This window comes from Labedella gwakjiensis (assembly GCF_003014675.1).
Taxonomy (GTDB): Bacteria; Actinomycetota; Actinomycetes; order Actinomycetales; family Microbacteriaceae; genus Labedella; species Labedella gwakjiensis.
The window spans coordinates 3,059,775-3,081,471 of the sequence record NZ_PYAU01000001.1 but is presented as its reverse complement, the minus strand read 5'-3'; the positions used below and the strand labels follow the sequence as shown (position 1 = coordinate 3,081,471).

General features: G+C 70.9%; 23 protein-coding genes. 12 read left to right on the top strand and 11 right to left on the bottom strand.

The features are described from left to right. The 3 genes from CLV49_RS14505 to CLV49_RS14495 form a co-directional block, all read right to left on the bottom strand. Entirely contained in the window at window positions 1–1,593 is a 1,593-nt protein-coding gene (locus CLV49_RS14505) for a peptide ABC transporter substrate-binding protein (RefSeq protein WP_106564176.1), read from the bottom strand. Window positions 1,594–1,839: 246 nt separating this feature from the next. Further along, a complete protein-coding gene (locus tag CLV49_RS14500; RefSeq protein ID WP_106564175.1) occupies window positions 1,840–2,352 on the bottom strand; it encodes a DUF427 domain-containing protein in 513 nt (170 codons plus the stop codon). A gap of 128 nt (window positions 2,353–2,480) precedes the next feature. Next, on the bottom strand, window positions 2,481–3,854 hold the full coding sequence (locus CLV49_RS14495) for a CotH kinase family protein (RefSeq protein WP_106564174.1): 1,374 nt from the start codon (window positions 3,852–3,854) through the stop codon (window positions 2,481–2,483). Window positions 3,855–3,994: 140 nt separating this feature from the next. Between CLV49_RS14495 and CLV49_RS14490 the strand changes: the two genes are divergently transcribed. Further along, window positions 3,995–4,384, top strand: coding sequence for a PLD nuclease N-terminal domain-containing protein (locus CLV49_RS14490; RefSeq protein WP_106564173.1), 390 nt, complete (start codon window positions 3,995–3,997; stop codon window positions 4,382–4,384). A 60-nt stretch (window positions 4,385–4,444) separates the two neighbouring features. Then, window positions 4,445–5,203: a DUF4111 domain-containing protein gene (locus CLV49_RS14485; RefSeq protein WP_243696548.1), complete on the top strand. Its 759-nt coding sequence runs from the start codon at window positions 4,445–4,447 to the stop codon at window positions 5,201–5,203. Window positions 5,204–5,222: 19 nt separating this feature from the next. Here the strand turns inward: CLV49_RS14485 and CLV49_RS14480 are convergent, their stop codons facing one another. Further along, complete coding sequence (locus CLV49_RS14480) at window positions 5,223–6,134, bottom strand: TolB family protein (RefSeq protein ID WP_106564171.1); 912 nt, start codon at window positions 6,132–6,134, stop codon at window positions 5,223–5,225. A gap of 79 nt (window positions 6,135–6,213) precedes the next feature. Between CLV49_RS14480 and CLV49_RS14475 the strand changes: the two genes are divergently transcribed. Both CLV49_RS14475 and CLV49_RS14470 read left to right on the top strand, forming a co-directional pair. Then, window positions 6,214–6,513 (top strand): putative quinol monooxygenase, encoded by a 300-nt coding sequence (locus CLV49_RS14475; RefSeq protein WP_106564170.1) that lies wholly within the window; start codon window positions 6,214–6,216, stop codon window positions 6,511–6,513. 95 nt (window positions 6,514–6,608) lie between these two features. Next, window positions 6,609–7,643, top strand: coding sequence for an NYN domain-containing protein (locus tag CLV49_RS14470; protein WP_106564169.1), 1,035 nt, complete (start codon window positions 6,609–6,611; stop codon window positions 7,641–7,643). An 11-nt stretch (window positions 7,644–7,654) separates the two neighbouring features. Here CLV49_RS14470 and CLV49_RS14465 read toward each other — a convergent pair whose 3' ends face one another. Further along, a complete protein-coding gene (locus CLV49_RS14465) occupies window positions 7,655–8,260 on the bottom strand; it encodes a DUF1349 domain-containing protein (RefSeq protein WP_106564168.1) in 606 nt (201 codons plus the stop codon). 123 nt (window positions 8,261–8,383) lie between these two features. Between CLV49_RS14465 and CLV49_RS14460 the strand changes: the two genes are divergently transcribed. The 6 genes from CLV49_RS14460 to CLV49_RS14435 all read left to right on the top strand — a co-directional run bounded on the left by CLV49_RS14460 (window position 8,384) and on the right by CLV49_RS14435 (window position 14,945). Further along, entirely contained in the window at window positions 8,384–9,568 is a 1,185-nt protein-coding gene (locus tag CLV49_RS14460) for a thiolase family protein (RefSeq protein WP_106564167.1), read from the top strand. 113 nt (window positions 9,569–9,681) lie between these two features. Then, on the top strand, window positions 9,682–11,118 hold the full coding sequence (locus CLV49_RS14455) for a glucose-6-phosphate dehydrogenase (RefSeq protein WP_106564166.1): 1,437 nt from the start codon (window positions 9,682–9,684) through the stop codon (window positions 11,116–11,118). A gap of 44 nt (window positions 11,119–11,162) precedes the next feature. Beyond that, window positions 11,163–12,065 (top strand): oxygenase MpaB family protein, encoded by a 903-nt coding sequence (locus CLV49_RS14450; RefSeq protein ID WP_106564165.1) that lies wholly within the window; start codon window positions 11,163–11,165, stop codon window positions 12,063–12,065. A 222-nt stretch (window positions 12,066–12,287) separates the two neighbouring features. Next, entirely contained in the window at window positions 12,288–12,965 is a 678-nt protein-coding gene (locus CLV49_RS14445) for a response regulator transcription factor (RefSeq protein ID WP_106564164.1), read from the top strand. 4 nt (window positions 12,966–12,969) lie between these two features. Further along, window positions 12,970–14,409 (top strand): sensor histidine kinase, encoded by a 1,440-nt coding sequence (locus CLV49_RS14440; RefSeq protein WP_127054253.1) that lies wholly within the window; start codon window positions 12,970–12,972, stop codon window positions 14,407–14,409. A gap of 41 nt (window positions 14,410–14,450) precedes the next feature. Further along, a complete protein-coding gene (locus tag CLV49_RS14435; RefSeq protein WP_106564163.1) occupies window positions 14,451–14,945 on the top strand; it encodes a GNAT family N-acetyltransferase in 495 nt (164 codons plus the stop codon). Here the strand turns inward: CLV49_RS14435 and CLV49_RS14430 are convergent. From CLV49_RS14430 to CLV49_RS14420, 3 genes are all read right to left on the bottom strand, one after another. Further along, on the bottom strand, window positions 14,931–16,067 hold the full coding sequence (locus CLV49_RS14430) for an RNA polymerase sigma factor (protein WP_106564162.1): 1,137 nt from the start codon (window positions 16,065–16,067) through the stop codon (window positions 14,931–14,933). The two genes, CLV49_RS14435 and CLV49_RS14430, sit on opposite strands and share 15 nt — an antisense overlap. 10 nt (window positions 16,068–16,077) lie before the next feature. Beyond that, the gene (locus CLV49_RS14425) at window positions 16,078–16,485 is read right to left on the bottom strand and encodes a YciI family protein (protein WP_106565130.1); all 408 of its coding nucleotides are present in this window, start codon (window positions 16,483–16,485) and stop codon (window positions 16,078–16,080) included. Window positions 16,486–16,617: 132 nt separating this feature from the next. After that, window positions 16,618–17,601, bottom strand: coding sequence for a cation diffusion facilitator family transporter (locus CLV49_RS14420; protein WP_106564161.1), 984 nt, complete (start codon window positions 17,599–17,601; stop codon window positions 16,618–16,620). 79 nt (window positions 17,602–17,680) lie between these two features. Here CLV49_RS14420 and CLV49_RS14415 point away from each other — a divergent pair, with 79 nt between their 5' ends. Beyond that, on the top strand, window positions 17,681–18,505 hold the full coding sequence (locus CLV49_RS14415; protein ID WP_158261989.1) for a PepSY domain-containing protein: 825 nt from the start codon (window positions 17,681–17,683) through the stop codon (window positions 18,503–18,505). A 105-nt stretch (window positions 18,506–18,610) separates the two neighbouring features. Here the strand turns inward: CLV49_RS14415 and CLV49_RS14410 are convergent, their stop codons facing one another. From CLV49_RS14410 to CLV49_RS14400, 3 genes are all read right to left on the bottom strand, one after another. Beyond that, window positions 18,611–20,038, bottom strand: a complete 1,428-nt coding sequence (locus CLV49_RS14410; protein WP_127054257.1) for a bifunctional phosphatase PAP2/diacylglycerol kinase family protein — start codon at window positions 20,036–20,038, stop codon at window positions 18,611–18,613. Window positions 20,039–20,181: 143 nt separating this feature from the next. Continuing rightward, complete coding sequence (locus tag CLV49_RS14405; RefSeq protein WP_106564158.1) at window positions 20,182–20,367, bottom strand: hypothetical protein; 186 nt, start codon at window positions 20,365–20,367, stop codon at window positions 20,182–20,184. Between the two features lie 78 nt (window positions 20,368–20,445). Continuing rightward, window positions 20,446–20,988: a hypothetical protein gene (locus tag CLV49_RS14400; protein WP_106564157.1), complete on the bottom strand. Its 543-nt coding sequence runs from the start codon at window positions 20,986–20,988 to the stop codon at window positions 20,446–20,448. Between the two features lie 99 nt (window positions 20,989–21,087). On the opposite strand from CLV49_RS14400, the gene CLV49_RS14395 reads away from it, so the two are divergent. Next, window positions 21,088–21,696, top strand: a complete 609-nt coding sequence (locus tag CLV49_RS14395; protein WP_106564156.1) for a ClpP family protease — start codon at window positions 21,088–21,090, stop codon at window positions 21,694–21,696. Window position 21,697 lies beyond the last annotated feature (1 nt).

The window sequence follows — 21,697 nt, the reverse complement described above, 5'->3', positions numbered from 1 at the left end:
CTACTCGCCCGCGAGCACCACGTTGGTGAGGCGCGGGTTACCGACGGGAGAGGTGACGAGGTCGCTGATCTTGTCCGACGTGACGTAGGAGTACGTCTCGAAGAACAGCGGAGGAGCGGGGAACTCCTCGAGGATCAGTTCCTGCACCTCGGCGTAGGCGGTTCCGTCGCCCGTGTCGGCGGCGTCGGCGGCGTCGATCGCGGCCTTCACGTCGGCGTCGTACCACGGGATGCAGTTGGCGCAGCCGCCGCCCTCCACGTAGAACGGACGCAGCGTCGCCTGCTGGCTCGGGTACAGGGCACCCCAGCGCGAGAAGAACGGGCCGTCGATGTTGCCGGCGGTGCGGTTGTCCGAGAACTCCGCCCAGTCGGCGCTCGGCACGGCCGTGGCGTCGACGCCGAGGTTCTGGCGCAGGTTGTTCGCGATGGCGTTGTAGAAGTCGTCGAGACCGCCGCCGCCCGGGAAGTAGATCTCCATGCTTCCCTCGAAGCCGCCGGCCTCGTCGAGCAGGGCCTTCGCGGCCTCCGGGTCGTACTCGCAGTACTCGCCGCAGATGCCCTCGGGCGTTCCGGGCTCGATCGCGGGGGTGAAGGCGGTGGCGGGCGTGTAGGCGCCTCCGTAGATCACCTCGTTGATCGTCTCGCGGTCGATCGCCATGGAGATGGCCTGGCGGACGCGGACGTCCTGGTAGCGCTCGTCCCACAGCGGCAGGCCCAGGTACGAGATGCCGGGAGCCTCGAAGGAGTAGAACGCGTCGCCGAAGTCGTCGCCGGCCTGCGGCAGACGGCTCGCGGGAACCGACGCGATGTCGAGGTTGCCCGCCTGCACGTCCGTGTAGGCCGTGGTGTCGTCCGTATAGGGAACGAACGTGATCTGGTCGGTCGTCGGCTCGTCGCCCTGGTAGTCCTCGTATGCGGTGACCACGAGGGGCTCGTTCTCGACGTAGTCGTCCTTCAGCTCGAACGGGCCGTTGCCGATCGGGTGCGTGTTGTAGGCGTCGAGGTCGTCGAAGGCGGATTCGGGCATCGGGTACATGGCCGTCTGCGCCTGGCTCACCTGGAGCGGGAACTGGCTGTCGGGTCCGATGAGCTCGACGGTGAACGTGAGGTCGTCCACGACCGTGAGGCCGGACATCTCGGTGGTGCTCGGCTCGCCCTCAGCCGGGTTGAGGTCGGAGTAGCCGACGATGTTGGCGACCTGGCCGGAGTTCTCGAACGCGTTCGGCCCATAGGCGACGGTGTTCCAGGAGTCCACGTAGCTCTGCGCCGTGACGGGCGTGCCGTCGTGGAAGGTCCAGCCGTCCTTGAGCGTGATGGTCCAGGTGGTGTTGTCGTCGGACTCGATCGACTCGGCCTGGACGTAGTTCAGGGTGCCGTCGGACTCGAGGAAGCTGAGCGGAGCCCAGACGGCCATGTTGAAGTCGTAGGCCACGAGCTGGCGGCCGGGGGTGAGCGTTCCGGGGTCGGTGACGCCCATGCTGATGGCGCGAGTGCCGCCGTCGGCGGTGTCGGTACCGCCGGAGGCACAGGCCGTGAGGCCAAGTGCCGCCACCAGCAGTACGCCGGCAGCGACCGTGCGCTGTGTCCTTCTCATCGTTTCTCCTCGTCGGGGTGCAGAACAGGGGTGGGGAACCTGAATGGTGCGGGGTGCGAGTGGAGCAGGGGTGCGAGAAGCGCTGCGGGCGCGGGATGTGCGCCGACCGCGCTGCTGAGTCGCAGGGGTGGAGCCAGCAAACTCCCCCGACGAGGGGCCCGTCAATACGAGACGGTCAGAAGTTTCACAAAGTAATGAAACCTAAATATGTTCGAAACAATCGAGATGCGATGTTCCGTAGCGGCGTCACCAGCCCCAGGTGCCCGGGGCCCCTTTGAACGGGCCGACGATCTCCGAGGTGATCCAGCCGCCGTAGAAGTCGCCGTCCTGCGCCTGCACGACCTCGCCTCCCACCTCGCAGCTGTCCATGCGGCCCGGGTAGAGGGCGACCATGTCGCGGAGCTGCTCGAAGCCCTTCCGCGGCGTGGCGTAGAACCAGCCGGCGGAGGGGGCGACGGCGTCGCCCGAGACGACGTCGAGGTAGGACGCCTCGCCCTTGAACTCGCAATACGTGGTGCCGGCAGCGGGCCGCAGGGATCCGGCCACGAAGGCCTCGCGGGGCACGTAGAACACGGGAGGGTGGCTCGTCTCGAGCACGCGGGCGGCCGCCGTCGTGTCGGCGATGACCTCTCCCCCGAAGCGCACGACGACGCGCTTCGACACCGGCTCGACGCGCGGCGGCCGCGGGTAGTCCCACACGGACTCCTGGCCGGGGCCTACGGGAAGGGCGACGGGGCGACGGGTTCTGTTGGAGGTCATGCTCCATTCTCGCCCCGTGCGCTGGTGACAGGTCCGTCGACCGCTCCACGACGAGCCGAGCGCCACACGAGATCGTGTGGCGCTCGGCGGAAGGTGTAGCGCTCGACGGTCAGCGCCGACGACACGGCTCAGGAGAGCGAGGCGGAGAGGTCCTCCGATTCCTCCTCGATCGTCGCCTCGTCGACGAGATCCGTCGCGTCGTCGAGCAGGGTCGCGGTCCACTCGTCGAGGATCTCCTGCGCCCGGCCGCTGTCGATGAGGGAGGCCTGGAGGTCCTCCGTGGCGGTATCCACGAGGGCGGCGAAGTCCTCGTTCTCGAGGAACCTCTCGACGAGCACGTTGGAACCGCCCATCATGCCGCCGCCACCCGCACCTCCCCCGCCGTCAGCGCGGTCGGGCATGTCGGTCGGCATATCGGTGGGGATGTCCGTGGGGATATCCGTCGGCATGCCCTCCGGAACCTCGGCGCCGTCGGGGAGTTCCGGCATGCCCTCGCCGCCCCCGGGGAACCCGCCGCCCTCACCGCCAGCGCCTCCGCCGGGGCTCGCGCCGAACGCGAGGTTGAGGTCCCACGACACCACCGTCATGAGCTGCGTCTCAGGGTCGTAGCGCAGGTACGAGTTGTTGCCGGGACCGTCGATGTCGTCGGTGTTCTGGACGAGGTCTTGGAAAGCGAGGTACGTCGCGAACGCCTCCACGTCGAGGTGGTCCGAGAGCTCCGCTGCGAACGTCTCGTCGTCGGACTCGTTGATGAACTGGAGGAAGTCGATGAGCGGCGTGAGGTCGTCCTCCCCGGCCTCCTGGTCGAAGACCCCGTCGTACGCCGATGCGTCGTCGCCGCGGTAGGAGTAGTCGCCGCCCGATTCGGCCTTGTACAGCAGGCCCTCGTCGCCGAACTCCTGCTCGTCCCAGTCGTCGTTCGGGTTCTGGATGACGAGGCGGAGAGCCGCATCCGCGCCGTTGACGCTGAAGCTCGAGCTCACCGCCTCCTGCGTCGCGAGGCCGGACTCCCCCAGCAGTTCGAGCGCCACGGCCTCGTTGAGCGAGGTCTCCGAACTGTTGCCGCGCACCACGAGCTCGGTCTCGCCGTCGAGGTTCTGGCCCTCCACGTACTTGTCGAGGCGGATGATCCAGGGGAGCTCCGTGGGGTCGCTGTCGGCGTTCGTCCCCATGAGGCTCGAGTTGCCCTTGAGCTTGAGCCCGACGTTCTCGAACACCGTGCCGTCGATCGTCACGGTGGCGGATACCCAGATCTTCTCGCCGTCGTCCACGTAGGCGGCGATGAGAGAGTCGTAGTCCTCGTCGGATACGTCAACCTCGATGTCGTGCACGAACGACGAGTCCCACAGGATGCTCGCGGCCGAGCTCACACTCGAGGATGATTCCGTCGCGGACGTCGTGGAGCAGGCGGCCAGACCACCGGCCGTGAGTGCCACGGCGAGGACGGCTGCGGCGCGGCGCGTGGAGTGCGTGCTTCGGGCGAATCGGATGCGTCGAGTCATGGTCCGACTCCATCCCACGCGCCTATGCGCTGCGCCGCACGACCCTATGAACGGGCCGGGCAGCCCGTCCGAGTCCGCTCCGAGCGCCCCCGTGGACGGGGTGGGGCGCCGAGCGCCTCACTGTGAATACACTGTGCGTCATGTATCTGTTGATCTCGGCCGTCACGTTCCTCGTGCTCCTGGCCGCCCTCATCGACATCATCACCCGCACCGACGACCAGGTGAAGCACCTGCCGAAGCTCTTCTGGATCGTCCTCGTGATCCTGCTGCCATTCCTCGGGAGCATCCTGTGGTTCACGGTGGGACGCGAATGGGGAGACGCGCGCGAGAGTGTCAGCTTCGGGGACCCGCGGCGCTGGGACCGCTCGACGGCGCCCACCGAAGCGGCGCCGCCCGCGAGGATGCAGCGCGAGCTCTCGACCGAGGAACAGCTGGCCGCGCTCGATCGTGAGGCCGAGTACTACGAGAAGCAGGCGCGCATCCGCCGCCTCGAGGCCGACCTCGACAGCAAGCGACAGTCCGAGGGCTGAGCCCTGCCCACGTCCGCCCCTGTCGTACCCAGCGCGCTTGAAGACCGACTCGACGGCTTCGTGCGCGAGCACCGGCAGGCGGCCCCCGGGCTGCTCGAGGGGCTCATCGTGACGGGTTCGGCCATCGCGGGCGACTGGTGGCCGGGGACGAGCGACGTCGACCTGGTCCTCGTCGTCTCCCGCGTGCCGACGCCGACCGAGCTCGAGGCGTGCGCGGCGCTCCATTCCCGCTCCATCGCCGATGGTCCGATCGACGGGATCTACGTGACGCGGGAGCAGATCGAGGAGGGTCCGGATCGGCTGGGGTCCGCCGTTCAGGTCGTCGAGGGCATCCTCGACCCGGACGCGACCGGAGGCCAGATCAGCTGGGTCACGTGGCGCGAGATCGAGAGCGGCTGGGAGGCGGTCGCGGGCGATGACGGCGTCGGCGAATGGGCGTGGTCGTCGTGGCGGTTCCCGCAGGCCGACGATGGAGCCCGAGCGTTCTCGCGCGCGAACCTCTCGACGTACTGGGAACACCTCGGACGCCAGGCACGACTCTCGATCGCCGACCGCCCGGCCGGCGACCCCGTCGATGCGCGGACCGTCCGGTGGATCGCTCTCGGCCCCGCACGACTCGTGGCGACGATGGAGACCGGGGAGATCCTCTCGAAGTCGGCGGCGGCGGGCTTCGCGAGCGAACGATGGCCGCGGTACCGGGACCTCCTCGCGCGGGTCGTGTCGTCGCGGCACGGCGGGGACGACACGTTCACCGTCGCAGACGCGGCGAGCGCCCTGGACCTCCTCGACGACTGCGTGGCGGCGTCGCGAACACCCTGACCGAGAACGGCCCAGCGCCCTACTCGCGCGTCGGGTACTCCACGAAGGCGAGGGCGTCGGAGTCCGGCGACCAGCTGTTCACGTTGAGCGTGCCCTGACCGCCGAAGACCGAATAGGTCTGGATGGGCGTCGACCAGTCGTCGGTCGAGACGACGGTGACCACGACCGGGACGTCGGCCGGGTGACCGATCGTGCCGGGCGGGAACGTCACGTACGACGCGAAGCGGCCGTCGGGTGAGACGTGCGGGAACCAATCGACGGTGTCGCTCTCGACGAGGCGCTCGAGCCCCGTTCCATCGACGCGGATCCGGCCGAGCTGCGCGTGCCCGGGCTCCGTCGTGAACGCGTCCGAGTTGAAGACGATCCACTCGCCGTCTGGCGTGAACTCGGGTCCGTCGAGGTGGCCGTCCCCCGTGTCGAGGTGCGTCACCTCTCCCCCGGCGGCCGGGACCAGTCCGAGCCGGCCCTGCGGGTCGCGTCCGTCGTGGTCGCACGGGATCTCCACGAAGGCGAGCGTCGCGCCGTCGGGACTCACGCCGTGGAGATATTGCCGCACGGGGCGGTCGGCGGTGATCCGGCGGGCCGGGCCTCCCGAGAGCGGCGCGACGTAGAGGTGGCCGTCGTCCGAGGTCACGTAGACGTCGTCGCCGTTCGGTGCGAGGACGTGGTCGTTGTTGAGCCGCGCGACGCCCTGGATGTCGATGGGGCTGAGACCCGCGCCATGGGTCGGTGGGAGCGACCAGAGCCGGCCTCCGCCGTTCACGATCAGGCGGCCGTCGTCCGTCCAGTTGGGCGCCTCGACGAGCAGGTCGGTGCTCTCCGTCACGACGAACGGCTCACCCTCGAGCGGCGCGACCCACACGGTGCTCCACTGTCCGGGCGCGTGCCGCCGGCCGCCGCTCGATCCGTCCCCGTGCTGCGCTGCATCCATGCTCCCAGGGTAGGCGTGTCGTCCCCGCGCCGACAGGGCGGGACGGGCTGATGTCGGGGGTTGTCGGCACACTGTCTGCATGACATTCGCGAACGTGGGAACACTCGGAGTCCAGCCAGGCAGACGGGACGAGGTGGTGGAGATCCTCACCCGTCCCTCATCGGTTCTGGCGGAGAACGGCTGCCTGAGCTACGAGGTGGGGGTGAGCGACGAGTACCCCGACACGGTCTTCGTCTCCGAGCTGTGGGTCTCGGCCGACGCTCATGCGGCGTCACTCCAGCTCGAGAGCGTGAAGGAGTCGATCGCGGCGGCGATGCCGTTGCTCTCCGGCGAGTTCGGCGGCTTCCGCTTCGACGTGGTCGGCTCGCCGCTGCGGTAGCGCTGGGCCCGTCGGTGGTCGCGGATGAGGCAGGGCGCAGCGGGCGACCCGGATTCGCGAGAGACTAGGAGTCCCACCGAACGGAAAGAGCACCCATGACCGAACCGGTCGACGCGCGAGTGGCCGTCTACATCGATTTCGACAACATCGTGATCTCGCGATACGACCAGGTGCACGGTCGGAGTCAGTTCATGCGCGACAAGGCCCGCGCCTACAGTTCGTCGGCGAAGGCGTCCGACACCGACATGGCCGCGAAGCTCACGGAGGCCACGGTCGATGTGGGCGCCATCATCGATTTCGCCTCGTCGTTCGGCACACTGGTGCTCACGCGCGCCTACGCCGACTGGTCGGCTCCGGTCAACGCGGACTACCGCGGGCAGCTCGTGAGCCGCGCCGTGGACCTCGTGCAGCTGTTCCCCGCCGCCGCGTACGCGAAGAACGGGGCGGACATCCGCCTCGCCGTCGACGCCGTCGAGGACATGTTCCGCCTTCCCGACCTCACGCACGTGATCATCGTCGCGGGCGACTCGGACTACATCGCGCTCGCGCAGCGCTGCAAGAGGCTCGGCCGCTATGTCGTGGGGATCGGCGTGGCCGGCTCGACGAGCCGCTCACTCGCCGCCGCGTGCGACGAGTTCGCCACGTACGACGCCCTCCCCGGCGTGAAGCCCGCCGTCACGGCGCCCGCCGCTCCCCGGATCACGCCGGCTCCCGAGCAGGACGTGCCCCCCGTCGCCACGGAGGGTACCGCGATCGCCGCTGGCGTCCCCACCATCACGTTCCAGCAGCCGCCCATCGAGACCACCCCTCCCAAGCGTCGGCGGGCGAAAGCGGTCCGCCCCGCGGAGGAGGACGTGGAGCCCGAACCCGAGAACCCGCAGGAGGTAGCCACGAGTCTGCTCGAGCGCGCCCTGCGCCTGGGGCACGAGAAGGACGACGACGCGGATTGGCTGCACACCTCCACGGTGAAGACGCAGATGAAGCGCATGGACCCGTCGTTCAGCGAGAAGGCCCTCGGTTTCCGCACGTTCACCGACTTCCTCGAATCGCGGAGCGACGTGGCCGAGCAGGAGCAGAGCGAGAGCGCCCGGCTCGTGCGCCTCGTACCGGAGCGCGCGTCGGGCGACTGAGCACGAAGCGCCTAGTGCAGAGCGGCGTCGGCGTCGGTCTCGATCCACGAGCGGAAGACCACGCGGAGGCCTGATCGGGTCGGCGCGCAGAGGAACGGTCCCACCTCGACGGGCACGTCCTCGGGGAACGGGGCGACCCGCACCAGCCGGAAGGCCTCGTCCTCACGCCGCGCCCGCACCGTGACGGCGTCACCGGATCGACTCACCCGCACGACGATCCGGTGCCCCGTCCACTCCGGGACGGGCGCGGTCGACCAGTCGGAGACCCCGTCGGTGACGACGGCGCCGAGGCCGAGCACACCGTCGGCGAACTCCACCCCCGTCTTGATCCAGGTGTCGCCGGACGCGCGCACGAACACACCGGCCTGATCGAACTGCTCGCTGAAGTCGGCCGAGAAGGTCACCTCGACCGCTCGGCCCGGTGCGAGCGGCGCGACGAGGGCGTGCTCGGTGTCATGGACGAAGCCGTAGCTCGTGACGCGCCAGGCGTCGCTGCCCTCGGCGGCGGTCACGACGAGACCGTCGTCGGTCTCCTCCGTCGCGACCGGCGGAGTCGTCCATCGTCCGTCGGCCCACGGGATCGTTCGGCGCTCGGCGGAAGCGGGGACATCGGTCACGGCGGTCTCCTTCGATCGGCTGGTGAGCGGCCCGTCGGGAGCCGTCCGCACGAGAGCCTAGTGAAGCCGCCCGGCGTAGCCTGGGGGGACGCCGCGCGTGCGGCGCGTGAGGAGGCGCAGTCGATGCGCGAGGCATTCATCGTCGATGCGGTGCGGACACCGAGCGGACGGGGCAAGCCCGGTGGCGCGTTGAGCGGGATCCACCCCGTGGACCTGCACGCGCACGTGCTGCGTGCGCTCGTCGACAGGTCGGGCATCGATGCGGCGGAACTCGACGACGTCATCTCGGGCGCCGTCGGACAGGTGGGCGAGCAGAGCGGTAACACGGCGCGTTGGGCGGTGCTCGCCGCTGGATTCCCGGAGTCGGTGCCGGCCGTCACGATCGATCGCCAGTGCGGAAGCAGTCAGCAGGCACTGCACTTCGCGGCGCAGGGCATCCAGAGCGGGGCGTACGACCTCGTGATCGCGTCGGGCGTCGAGTCCATGAGCCGCGTACCGATCGGGAGCCAGACGGCCGGAGCGGACCCGTTCGGATCGGGCGTCGCCGAACGGTACCCCGGAGGTCTCGTCCCGCAGGGAGTGAGTGCCGAGCTCATCGCCGCACGCTGGACCCTGTCCCGCGAGAGCCTCGACGCGTTCGCCGCGGAGAGCCACGCGCGTGCTTCCGCCGCGACGCGGAACGGGCGCTTCGCCCGCGAGATCGTCGCCGTGTCCACGAGCGAACGCACCGTCGATCGTGACGAGACGATCCGTGAGGGCACCACGATCGAGGGCCTCGCCGCATTGCGTCCCGCCTTCGCCCAGGAGTCGTGGACGGCGCGATTCCCGCAGATCGACTGGAGCATCACCGCGGGGAACTCCTCGCCGCTGTCCGACGGCGCCTCGGCCGTGCTCCTCGCGAGCGAGGACGCCGTCGAGCGCCTCGGACTGACCGCCCGCGCTCGCGTCCACAGCGTCGCCGTCGCCGGCGACGACCCCGTCACGATGCTCATGGGCATCCTGCCCGCGACGCGCAAGGTGCTCGACCGGGCCGGCCTCTCGATCGACGACATCGACGCGTTCGAGGTCAACGAGGCGTTCGCACCGGTCGTTCTCGCGTGGCTCGCCGAGACGGGCGCCGACCCGGCGCTGGTCAACGTGAACGGCGGGGCGACGGCGATCGGGCACCCTCTCGGTGCGAGCGGCGGGCGGCTCATGGCGACGCTGCTGAACGTGCTGGAGCAACGCGGTGGACGGTTCGGACTGCAGACGATGTGCGAGGCTGGCGGCCTCGCCAACGCCACCATCATCGAGCGGCTGGAGAACTGAACGGCCGAGCGGCCGAGTAGCGGGCCACCTCTCCGCGCCGCGTGAGCCTAGCATCGGCGCCGGGTGGGGAGACACCCCGCTCGCGTCGAGGACGCCGGCCCTAGGCTCGCGGTATGAGCGCACCCGTGACCCTCCTCATCCTCGGCGCCGGCGGCGACCTCACGAAGCGGCTCCTGCTGCCCGGTCTCGCGAGCCTGCTCGCCCATCACGATCACGACGTGACCGTGATCGGCGCGGGCCTCGACGACACCGTCCGTGACGGCTGGACGGACCTCGTGGCCGAGGCGATGCACCACGCGGCCGACGAACACCCCGTGGACGAGCGCCGGAGCGACGCGGAGGAGACCGACAGCGTCGCCGACGAGTCGACCCCGACCGAGCGCCTCATCGCGTCCACCCGCTACATCACGGCCGACGCGACGGACCCCGACGCCCTCACCGAGCTGCTCGCCGCCTGCACCGGAACCCCCGTCATCTACTTCGCGCTGCCCCCGGCCGTGACGGCGAAGGTGTGCGCGGCGCTCCAGAAGGTCGACGTCCCTGAGGGGACGCGGTTGGCTCTCGAGAAGCCCTTCGGAGTGGACGAGGAGAGCGCCCGCGCGCTCAATGAACGCATCGCGGCGATCGTGCCCGAGAAGCAGGTGTTCCGCATCGACCACTTCCTCGGGAAGTCCACGGTGCTCAACATCCTGGGGCTGCGCCTCGCGAACCGCATCCTCGAACCGGTGTGGGACGCGGGCTCCATCGAGCGCGTGGAGATCGTCTTCGACGAGACGCTCGGCCTCGAGGGCCGGGCCGGCTACTACGACTCGAGCGGCGCCCTCGTCGACATGATCCAGAGCCACGTGCTCGAGGTGCTCGCGATCATCGCGATGGAGCCGCCGCCCCGCGTCGACGAGGTCGAACTCCGCGACAACGTGGCCCAGGTCCTCCGCAACACCGAGCTGTGGAGCGGCGACCCGGTCGCCGACGCTCGACGGGCCCGCTACACCGCCGGCACGATCGGGGACCGCACCCTGCCCTCCTATGCCGAGGAGAAGGGCGTCGACCCGTCCCGGAAGACCGAGACGCTCGCGGAGGTGACGGTGCGCGTGAAGACCAGGCGGTGGCACGACGTCCCGTTCGTCCTCCGGTCCGGCAAGGCTCTCGGCGCGAAGCGGTCGCAGGCGCGGCTCGTTCTGCGTCCCGTCTCGCCCATCCCCGGAATCGAGGGGACCCCGCGTGAGCAGACGATCGTCCTCGACCTCATGACGGGCGACGTTCAGATGCAGCTCACGATGAACGGCGGGGGCGACCCGTTCCGCCTGGAGCAGTCGGAACTCGTGGCCCACCAGGACTCCGGCGACCTCCTGCCATACGGCGAGGTGCTGCGCGGGATCCTCGACGGTGACCCGATGCTGTCGATCCGGGCCGACGTCGCCGAACGCTGCTGGCACATCGTGCAGCCGGTGATCGATGCCTGGCGCCGCGACGACACTCCCCTCGACGAGTATGAGGCGGGATCGGACGGTCCGTCCGGTTGGCGCGGCGACGGACCCGGGCTCTCCTGAGTGCCGACTCCCCCGCTCCCAGGCGGCCGACGTACGGTCGGTCCATGACGACCGGCCGCTTCTCCCGCACCGCGGCGACGTGGCGGTCGCACCTCCTCACCACGTTCTCCGGGCAGAGTGACGGCAAGCCGGCGTGGGTCGACGCGATCGCCGAGGGCGACGATGCCGGCTACTTCGGACCCGGATCGGCCAGCTGGGCCGTTCACGGCGGCATCGCGACGCTCGTCGCGGGGATCCGCGCGCTGCTCGTCCAGACGCTCCACCCCGGTGCGATGGCGGGAGTGCACGACTGGTCGCGCTACCGCGAGGACCCGCTCGGTCGACTCTCCGGCACCATCCAGTGGCTCATCACCGTGACCTTCGCCGACACGACCGTCGCACAGCGGGAGTCGGCGCGCGTGAGCCGGTTCCATACGCGCGTCGCCGGCACCTACATCGCCGCCGACGGGACGGAGCGCCCGTACTCCGCTGGCGACCCCGAGCTGCTCTCCTGGGTGCACGTCGTCTTCACCGACGCGTTCCTCTCCTGCCACGAGCTGTGGGGCGGGCCGATCCCCGGCGGGGCCGACGCGTACGTCGCCGAGTGGGCGACGGCCGGCGAGCTCGTGGGCGTCGTGCATCCCCCGCGATCGGAGCGGGAGCTGCGCGACGCTCTCACGGCGTTCCGGCCCGTGATGAAGACGGACGAGCGTGTGGCCGAGGCCGTCCGTTTCATACGCCGGCCGCCGCTGCGTCGCTCGATGATGCCCGCGTACCGCATCCTGTTCGCGGGCGCGGTCGCCTCGTTGCCGGTCGAGTACCGGCGGCTCCTCGGGCTTCGGCGCACTCCCCTGCCCGTCGTCACCGCGACGCGCGTGGTGCTGTGGCTCGTCGCCCGGATCCTCGGCGCCTCCTCCACGTCCGAGCAGGCCGCGCGTTCCCGCCTCGCGCGCCTCGCCGCCGCCTGACTCTGCCGACGTCGCTGCGGGCCCTTTCCGCGGGCCCTCTCCGCGAGATGCTGCGTTTGAGCGTATTCGCACCCGCACAGCGGTGCATTCACGCTCGAACGCAGCATGTCGGGAGTGCGCGAGAGAGAGTGCGCGCGCTTCAGGTGCGCTTCAGCGCGGGTCCGACATGATGGGGGGACGAATCGGCGGCCGGACCCGGTCCGGTAGAGAGGCGGTGAGCGCGTGCGCGTACTCGTCGTGGACGACGAACGACGGCTCGCCGAGGGGCTCCGGCTGGGTCTCGAGGCCGAGGGCTTCGCCGTCGACACCGCCGACAACGGCATCGACGGGCTCTGGTTCGCCCGCGAGAACAGCTACGACGCGATCGTGCTCGACATCATGATGCCCGGCATGTCCGGCTACCGCGTGTGCCAGACCCTCCGCGAGGAGGAGAACTGGACGCCCGTCATCATGCTCACCGCGAAGGACGGCGACTGGGACCAGATCGAGGCGCTCGACACCGGTGCGGACGACTACCTCACGAAGCCGTTCTCCTTCGCGGTCCTCGTGGCGCGCATCCGCGCCCTCGTGCGCCGAGGAGTTCGCGACCGGCCCACCGTGCTCGAGGCCGGAGACCTGCGCCTCGACCCGGCCTCCCGTCGGACGTGGCGTGGAGACACGGAGATCGAGCTGACGAGCCGCGAGTTCGCCGTGTTCGAGTACCTCATGCGCCGGCGCGGCGAGGTCGTGACGAAGCGCGACGTCCTCGGGAACGTGTGGGACGACGACTTCGAGGGCGACCCGAACATCGTCGAGGTGTACGTGCGGCACCTCCGCAACAAGGTCGACCGGCCCTTCGACCGCGCCGCCATCGAGACCGTTCGGGGGTCCGGCTATCGGCTCGACGCCCACGGGGGCTGATCGCGTGCGCCGCCGCTTCCTCTCCGCTGCCCGCTTCTCGTCGGTCCGCGCTCGGGCGACGATCGCCGCCACGGCCGTCGTCGCTGTCGCGCTCGTGATCGGCTCGATCGTGTTCGTCGGGCTGCTCAGCCGATCCGTCGTCGACAACGTCGCCGCCGTCGCCGAGCAGGACGTCGCGGAATACACGCGCCTCCTCGAAGCCGGCGACGCGACCGATCTCTCCGATGACGACGACGACCGCGTCGTGTGTCTGCTCTCGGCCGACGGTGCGTACATCGACGGCGACGCGTCCTGCGGCGCCCCGCGGACCGCCGCCATTCTTCTGGACGTCGCACTCGAACCGGACTCGGACGCCATCGCCGTGACGATCCTCGGCGATCGATACGTGGCGGCGGCGGACGACGACGTGTCCGTCGACTCGGTCGTGAGCACGACCGGCCGCGGTGACGACGATGATGACGATGATGGGGACTCCGACGACGACGCGTCGGACGACGCCGTCCTCGTGGTCGCGCTGCCCCTCGACGAAGCGGACGACGCCGTCGCGACGGCCGGAGCCCTGCTCGCCGTGGCCGTGCCGCTCCTCGTGGTGTTCGTCGCCGTCGTGACCTCGGTCGTCGTGGGCCGTGCGCTGCGCCCCGTCGAGCGCATCCGGCGCCGCGTCGAGGGCATCGGCGCGTCCGACCTCTCCCAGCGGGTCCCCGAGCCGGCCACGGCCGACGAGATCCAGGCGCTCGCCCAGACGATGAACGCGATGCTCGACCGTCTCGACGCGTCCCAACGCTCGCAACGTCGGTTCGTGTCCGACGCCTCCCACGAGCTGCGCTCCCCGCTCGCCGTGCTCCGCCAGTACGCCGAGGTGGCCGAAGCCCACCCCGACCGGGTGCCGACGGCGGCCCTCGCCTCGACCGTCCGCTCCGAGGGGGCGCGGATGCAGGACATCGTCGAGTCGCTGCTGCTCCTCACCCGGCTCGACGAGCGCGGCCGCTCCGAGCGCGCCGAGCCCGTCGACCTCGACGACGTCCTCCTGCAGGAGGTACGCCGCGTGCGAGCCACCGGCTCGGTCGACGTGGACGCGTCCGGCATCGCCCCGGCACGCGTCTCGGGCGATCCGGCGCTTCTCGGCAGGGCCGTGCGCAACGTCGTCGACAACGCCGTGCGTCACGCCCAGGGGCGCATCGCCCTCTCCGTCCGGACCGAGGGCGCGTGGTGCATCGTCTCCGTGGACGACGACGGGACGGGCATCCCACCGGAGGAGCGCGAGCGCGTGTTCGAGCGCTTCGTGCGGCTCGACGAGGGCCGCAGCCGCGATGCGGGCGGGAGCGGGCTCGGTCTCGCGATCGTGCGCCACATCGCGACGGTCTCGGGCGGCACCGCCGGCGCGGAGGAATCGCCCCTCGGCGGAGCACGGCTCACGATCGTGCTGCCGGCCTCCTCCGACTGAACGACTCGGACCGGACCCGCCGTCACGAATATCCTGGTCGGATGCACAGCCCTGACGTCTCGGTCCAGCTCGACAGTCCCGCAGCCCAGGACGTGCGCGTGCTGCTCGACGAGCACCTCGCGGACATGTTCGCGACGTCCCCGGCGGAGAGCGTGCACGCGCTCGACCACACCGCGCTCGCCGACCCGTCCGTCACGTTCTGGTCCGCGCGAGACGCGGACGGAGTCCTCCTGGGCTGCGGCGCCCTCGCGGACCTCGACGACGGGACGGGCGAGGTGAAGTCGATGCGCACGACGGCCGCAGCGCGGGGTCGAGGCGTCGCCGCGACCCTCGTCGCACGAATCGTCGCGGAAGCCCGCTCGCGGGGCTACTCCCACCTGCGGCTCGAGACGGGCTCTGAGGACTTCTTCGCGCCGGCCCGGCGCCTCTACGTTCGTGCCGGCTTCGTCGAGCGGGGGCCGTTCGGCTCCTATGTGGACGACCCGCTCAGCGTCTTCATGGAGCTCGACCTGCGCTCGGCGTCACCGGTCGCGTAACCGGGCGGCGGCGCGGCTCAGGTGGTCACGCTCGGCCTCCGACGTCGCGCGGCGCGCAGCCTCGGCGTACTCGACGGCGGCGGTCTCCCGATCCCCGGCCCGCTCGTGCAGGTACGCGGACACGGCCGCGAAACGCGGCACCATCGGATCGACCTGGGAGAGCGCGGCCAGCCCCGCGCGCGGTCCGTCCGCCTCCCCCACGGCCACGGCGCGGTTGAGACGCACCACGGCGGTGGGGGTGAGCGTGAGGAGCTCGTCGTACCACTCCACGATCTGCGTCCAGTCGGTCTCGCCCGCGGTGCGGGCGTCGGCGTGCAAGGCCGCGATCGCCGCTTGCGCCTGATACGGACCGAGCCGGTCGCGGGCGAGCGCTGACTGGAGGATCGCGACACCCTCCGCGATCATCGCGGTGTCCCACGTGGAGCGGTCCTGCTCCGCGAGCGGCACGAGCCGACCCGATGGGGTGAGTCGCGCCGCCCGACGGGCATGGTGCAGGAGCATGAGCGCCAGGAGCCCACGCACCTCCGGCTCGTCCGCGAGGGCGACGAGCTGACGGCTCACGCGGATGGCCTCGGCGGCGAGATCGACGTCGCCCGAGTACCCCTCGTTGAAGAGCAGGTAGAGCACACCGAGCACGGTGCCCACGTCCCCCGGCTGGTCGAGCCGCACCGCGGCGATCCGCTGCTTGGCGCGGCTGATCCGCTGCGCCATCGTCGTCTCGGGCACGAGATACGCCTCGGCGATCTGCCTCGTCGTGAGCCCGGCGACCGCCCGCAGGGTGAGGGCGATCGCCGAGCTCGGGGTCAGGGAGGGGTGGGAGCAGAGGAAGTACAGGCGCAGCGTCTCGTCGTGCGACGGCACGTCACCGGGAAGCGGTTCCGCGGCCACCCGCTCCTCGCGGGCCGCGCGAGCGGTGTCGCTGCGCACGATGTCGACGAACGCCCGCCACGCCACGGTGACGAGCCACCCGGTCGGGTCGCGCGGCGGATCCTGTGGCCACACCTCGAGGGCACGCAGCAGAGCCGACTGCACGGCGTCCTCCGCCGAGGCGAAGTCGGCGCCGCGGCGCACGAGCACCGCGACGACGAGCGGGATCCGCTCGCGCAGACCGACGACGTCCATGCCCTGACCGTCAGTCCGCGACGGTCGGTGCCGGCTCCATGACGGGCCGCAGCTCGAGCCATTCGCGCAGGGGTTCCCCTCCTGCTCCTGGCGCAGCGGACAGCTCGCCGGCGAGCTCGAGCGCGCGCTCGTAGGAGTCCACGTCGATCATCATCCAGCCGGCGACGAGGTCCTTCGTCTCGGCGAACGGGCCGTCGGTGACGGGCGGTCTCCCCTGCCCGTCGAAACGCACCCAGACGCCGTCCTCGGCCAGCGCGGTGCTCGACACGAACTCGCCGGTCTCGCGCAAGCGGTCGGCGAAGTCGTCCATGTACTGCACGTGGGCGTCCCACGCACCCGGTGCCCACTCCGACGGCGGCAGGTTCTCGACATAGTCCTTCGGTCCGCGGTAGTGCTTGAGCATCAGGTATTTCGTCATCGGTTTCTCCTTCATCGGAATCGTCGTCGAATCGGTGCGCCGCGGCCCATTCTGACCGCGTTCAGGAGGGAGACGTAACCGCTTGCCGTTTCTCGACATCCCGGCCGAAGAACGCTGCCGAGAAGAGGCCCGTCAGAAGTCGAGGGAGGGTTCGTCGCGCACGCTGAGGGTGAGCACGGCCGAGCCGATGGCCGGGATCTCCTCGATCGACCGCTCGAGAGTGCGCAGCCGGAGGGCGACGCCGCTCTCGGGGTCGTCGCCGGCGAGGTCGACCGCGGCCACGAGCGACAGCCGCTCGGGCCCGATGAACTCGAGGTGCAGGTAGGTGACCCGGTCGACGTCGGGGAGAGCGAGGAGCGCGCGGCCGGCGCGCTGCCGCACGTCCGACGGCGGCACAACGCCGACGAGGAAGCGTCGGTTCCGACCGATCAGCACGATGGCGACGACGCCGAGGAGCACCCCGATGAGGATCGAGCCGATGGCGTCGTAGACGGCACTGCCCGTCACCTGGTGGAGGAGGATGCCCGTAGCGGCGAGCACGAGGCCGATGAGGGCTGCGGCGTCCTCGGCGAGCACCGCCCGCAGCGTGGAGTTGGAGCCGTTGAGCGCGAGGTCGACGGCCGGCCGGCCGAGACGCCGCGCGTCGCGGCGTATCTGAACGAGCGACTGCGCGAAGGAGGCCCCCTCGAGGACGAAAGCCACGGCGAGCACGACGTAGGCGATGGCGAAGTCGCTCGCGGGCTCCGGCTCCAGCAGTTCCTGCACGCCGTGGGTCACGGACACGACGGCTCCAGCCGTGAACAGTCCGACGGCGGCGAACAGCGACCAGACGTAGGACTCCCGGCCGTAGCCGAGCGGGTGGGCCGCGTCCCTCGGCCTCGCGGCTTTGCGGTCGGCCACGATGAGGAAGATCTCGTTCCCGGCGTCGGCCCACGAGTGCGCGGCCTCGGCGAGCATCGACGCCGATCCCGTGAGCGCCGCGGCCGCGGATTTCGCGATCGCGACGAGGACGTTGGCGACGAACGCGACGACGACGGCGAGGGAGGACGACGGGCGCTCCGTCGCGGCGGGACTGTCGGGCGACGCTGGCGTACCGGGGGCGGCTGGGGCGTTCATGCATCGAACGCTATACCCGCTGAAAGAGCGTTCAGGATGCTTCAGCAGTGCTTCAGCACCCCCGGGAGACGATCAGGTCATGAACACGAACCCCGACCTCCCCGAGAACCGCCCGCAGGACTCCTCCGCCGAGGCGGCGTCCTCCCCCGCCGCACCGGCCGACCACAACACTCCCGTCGGCCAGCCGGCCCCCACTGCCGCCACGGCGCCGACCGAGCAGGTCGCCCCCGCAGCGTCCACGGCGACGGAGACCACGGCTGCGACGAAGCCTCGTCGCCGCATCGGCAAGCGCACCTGGATCATCGGTGGCGCCGTCGCCGGCTTGCTCGTCCTCGGCGGCGCCGGCTTCGCGATCGCCGACGAGTTGAACGACGGCTCCGACACCCTCGACGACGCCACGCGCGACCGCGTCGCGGCGGCCGCCACCGCCTACACGGGTGGCGGCGAGCTCATCGACGCCGAGCGCGACGACGACGGCGGCTACGACGCCGAGGTGCGCTTCGAGAACGGGACGGAGGTCGACCTCGACCTCGACGAGAACCTCGCGGTCATCTCGAGCGACACCGACCGGACGGACGATGACGGGGACCGGAACGGCGACGACGGCGATGACGTCTCCGACGACCAGGGCACGGGCTCCGGCTCCGGTGCCTCGACCGCGCCGACGGCCGGCACGGGTGACGACGCTCGTGTCGACGACGACACCCCGCTCACAGCTGACGAGACGACCGCGGCCACCGAGGCTGCGCTCGCGGAGACCGGCGAGGGCGAGGTCGTGGACATCGACCGGAGCGACGACCGCGACCACGCCTTCGAGGTGGAGGTGCGACTGACCGACGGCAGCGAGGTCGAGGTGGACCTCGACGCCGACTTCGGCGTCGTCCGCACGTCCCCCTCCGACTGACGTCCTCTCGTCCCCTCGTCCCCTCTCCGCGATGTGCGGACATCGGTCGCCTCGATACCCGAACCGGCGACCGATGTCCGCACGTCGCGGGTTGTCGGGTCGGCGTCAGCGCGGGCGGGCGTAGACCGTGAGACCTCCGGGGACGATGCGCAGGCGCGCCGTGTAGTCGCGGTGCGCGAGGTCCTCCTCCGCCTCGCCGTCGCGACCGAACGGTGCCGGGCGGGACGCCGTCGACACGACCCGAAGCTCGACCTCGTCGCTCTCGAACATCGTGGACGCCTCGCGGAGCGGCAGGATCCGCAGGGTGCGGAGGATCGCGCTCGTCTTCCGGCCGAACGCGATCGAGCCGATCGCATGCAGCCGCGACTTCGCATGCAGCACGCGCACGTCGAGCACCCCGCCCTCGAGACGGAGCCGCCGCATCGGCGCGACCGTGTGGGAGAAGTTCGGGTCGACGCCCACGAAGACGCTCCAGACCCGCATCGCCTCCCCGTTCACGACCACGTCGTGCGGCTCGGAGGAGCGGAGTACGCGCCACGTCGCGACGATCCCTGCCGCCCACTTGCCGAGACCGGATTCGAGCTTCTCGCGTTCCACGACGAGGTCAGGGTAGATGCCGACGGAGCCCGCATTCATGACCGTGATGGGCTCGGCGTCGTCGAAGGACACCTCGGCGACGTCCGCTCGGACGCCCGAGCCGGCCTGCAGGGCGTCGATCGCGTCGTCGATCGACTCGATGCGCGTGGCCCGGACGAAGTGGTTGAAGGTTCCACCGGGCAGACCGAGGAGCGGGATCCCGTGAGCCCGAGCACGATGCGCGACCGTCGCCACAGTGCCGTCGCCTCCGCACACCCCGATCACGAGCGGCGGCTGCGGCCGTGTCGCGACCTCGTCGACGAGTGCCGCGAGGTCGTCGTCGCCACTCAGGACGCGGAGGTCGGCGTCGGGCAGTCGCCGGCGGATGATCTGCTCCGGGTCGGCGCGCACGACGCTCTTCCCCGATCCCGGGTTCAGGAAGATGACGGCGCCTGCACCGGTCTCCAGTGCGGGGAGGTCGACGCGGATCGCGTCGACCGGTCCTCCGCGCTCGTCGTGCGGACGCACCGGGAGGAGGAGCCTACCGAGTAGGGCCACTCCGGCGCCGAGGGCGGCACCGCCGATCACGTCGGACACCCAGTGGGCGCCGACGTGCACGCGCGAGTACGCGACCCCTGCCGCGAGCGGCGCGACGACGGCCGCCGTCCGCGGCGACTCGAGGGCGACCCCCGTGGCGAAGGCTGCCGCGCTCGCGGCGTGACCCGACGGGAACGACGGTGACGTCGGTTGCGCCGCGAGCCGGCGGCCAACGGGGATGTCCTTCAGGATCGGCCTGTCGCCACCGAACACCCGTTTTCCGACGAGGTTCGCGAGCATGCTGGCCACCGTGAGCGAGGCGACGCCGCGGATCGCGGCCCGGCGACTGCCCACGACGGTGAGCACTGCCGCGATCGCGAACCAGAGGACGCCGCGGTCGGCGGCGCGCGTCACACGCATGAAGGCGGAGTCGACCACGGGATGCACGTCACGCCGATTGACCCGGCGCCCGACGGACCGATCGATCGAACGGACCCATCGTGGGAGGTTCCGCCAGCGCCGAAAGGCGACGACGGGCGACCGGAGTCGGCTGGGAACGCGGGTCACGCCGTGGCGCTCGCGTCGTCCTCGCCCTCGGCCTGCGACGGCTTGCCGATGTCCTCGACGCCCGGCGCCTGAGGTTCCGGCACGTCGACGCCCGTGTCCTCACCCTCGGCCTGCGATGGCTTGTCGAGCACGGGATCGTATTCCGCGTCGGCCGAACCGGTGGGACTGGTCGAATCCGTCATGGGGTGCTCCTGCTTCTCGGGGCGGATGGTCGCCGTCCACGCTACGCCGCGGCCCGTCCGGGCGGCGGGGGTTGCTTCTCAGGCGCCGCGCGGCGGGTCGATCAGGAGCGAGACACGGTCGTCGAGGTACGCGCCGAGTTCCGTCGTGCTCGTGCCTCCGCGCCCGACGCTCCAGCGCACCGTCGGCACGTCGTCGACGAGCACGAGGGGGCCGTCGGACCGACGCAGAGCGTCGTCGTCGAGATCGAGGCGCCGCCAACCGAAGTTCACGGTCTCGCCCTCGGGGAACCGACCCCGCCGGGCGGCGGCCCGCTCCTCCGCCCGGTCCCGCGCCGATTCGGACGTGTAACCACGCCGCCCCGGGTCGATCGCGCGCGTCGTCGATCCCGTGGCGTAGGCGGCGCCGTCGGCGTCGACGAGAAGCACTCCGATCCGCCACACCCGGCCGAGCGGCCGCATCACGGGCTCGCGCGGGATGAGGAGCACCCGGCGGCGGCCCACGTACTCGGCGAGCGCCTCGTCGCGGGCCCCGGCCGCAGCGAGCCGCTCGGACGCGGCGCGGATGAGCGCCCCGGCACGATCCGCGCCGGACGCCACGGGTTCGGGTGTCGCGTCGGCCATGAGTCCATCTTCCGCTGCCGGAAGCGGATCCGCCCACGGCAGCACCGCCGGGAGCGGATTCGCTCGCATCTCTGTGCCTCGCCGGCGCACGCTGGGCGCATGACCGATTCCGACAGCATCCCCGTGTTCACCCCGCAGCTGCGGGAGCAGTTGCGTCACCGCCGCGTCCTCGTGCTCGACGGCGCCCTCACCGACGACAACGGCACGGCCCTCGCGGCCGGGCTCCTCACCCTCGCGGCCGACGACCCCCGGAGCGACATCGCGCTGTGGATCCACTCGCCCGGCGGGTCCGTTCCGTCGATGCTCGCGATCCGCGACGTGATGAGGCTCGTCCCGTGCGACGTGTCCACCCTCGCGCTCGGGCTCGCATGCAGTGCCGGCCAGTTCCTCCTCTCCGCCGGAGAGCCCGGCAAGCGTTTCGCCCTCCCCCACGCCCGTGTCCTCATGCACCAGGGCTCGGCGGGCATCGGAGGTTCCGCCGTGGAGGTGGAAGTGCAGGCCGACGATCTGCGGCACATGCGCGACACCGTGCTCGGCCTCATCGCCTCCGACACCGACCAGCCGGTGGAGCGCATCTTCGACGACTCGCTCCACGACCGCTGGTACACCGCGGCGGAGGCGCGCACCTACGGCTTCATCGACGAGATCGTCGGCGACTTCTCGCAGGTGATGCCCGACCACCGCCAGCCCGTCGGACTGGGGGCGTGAC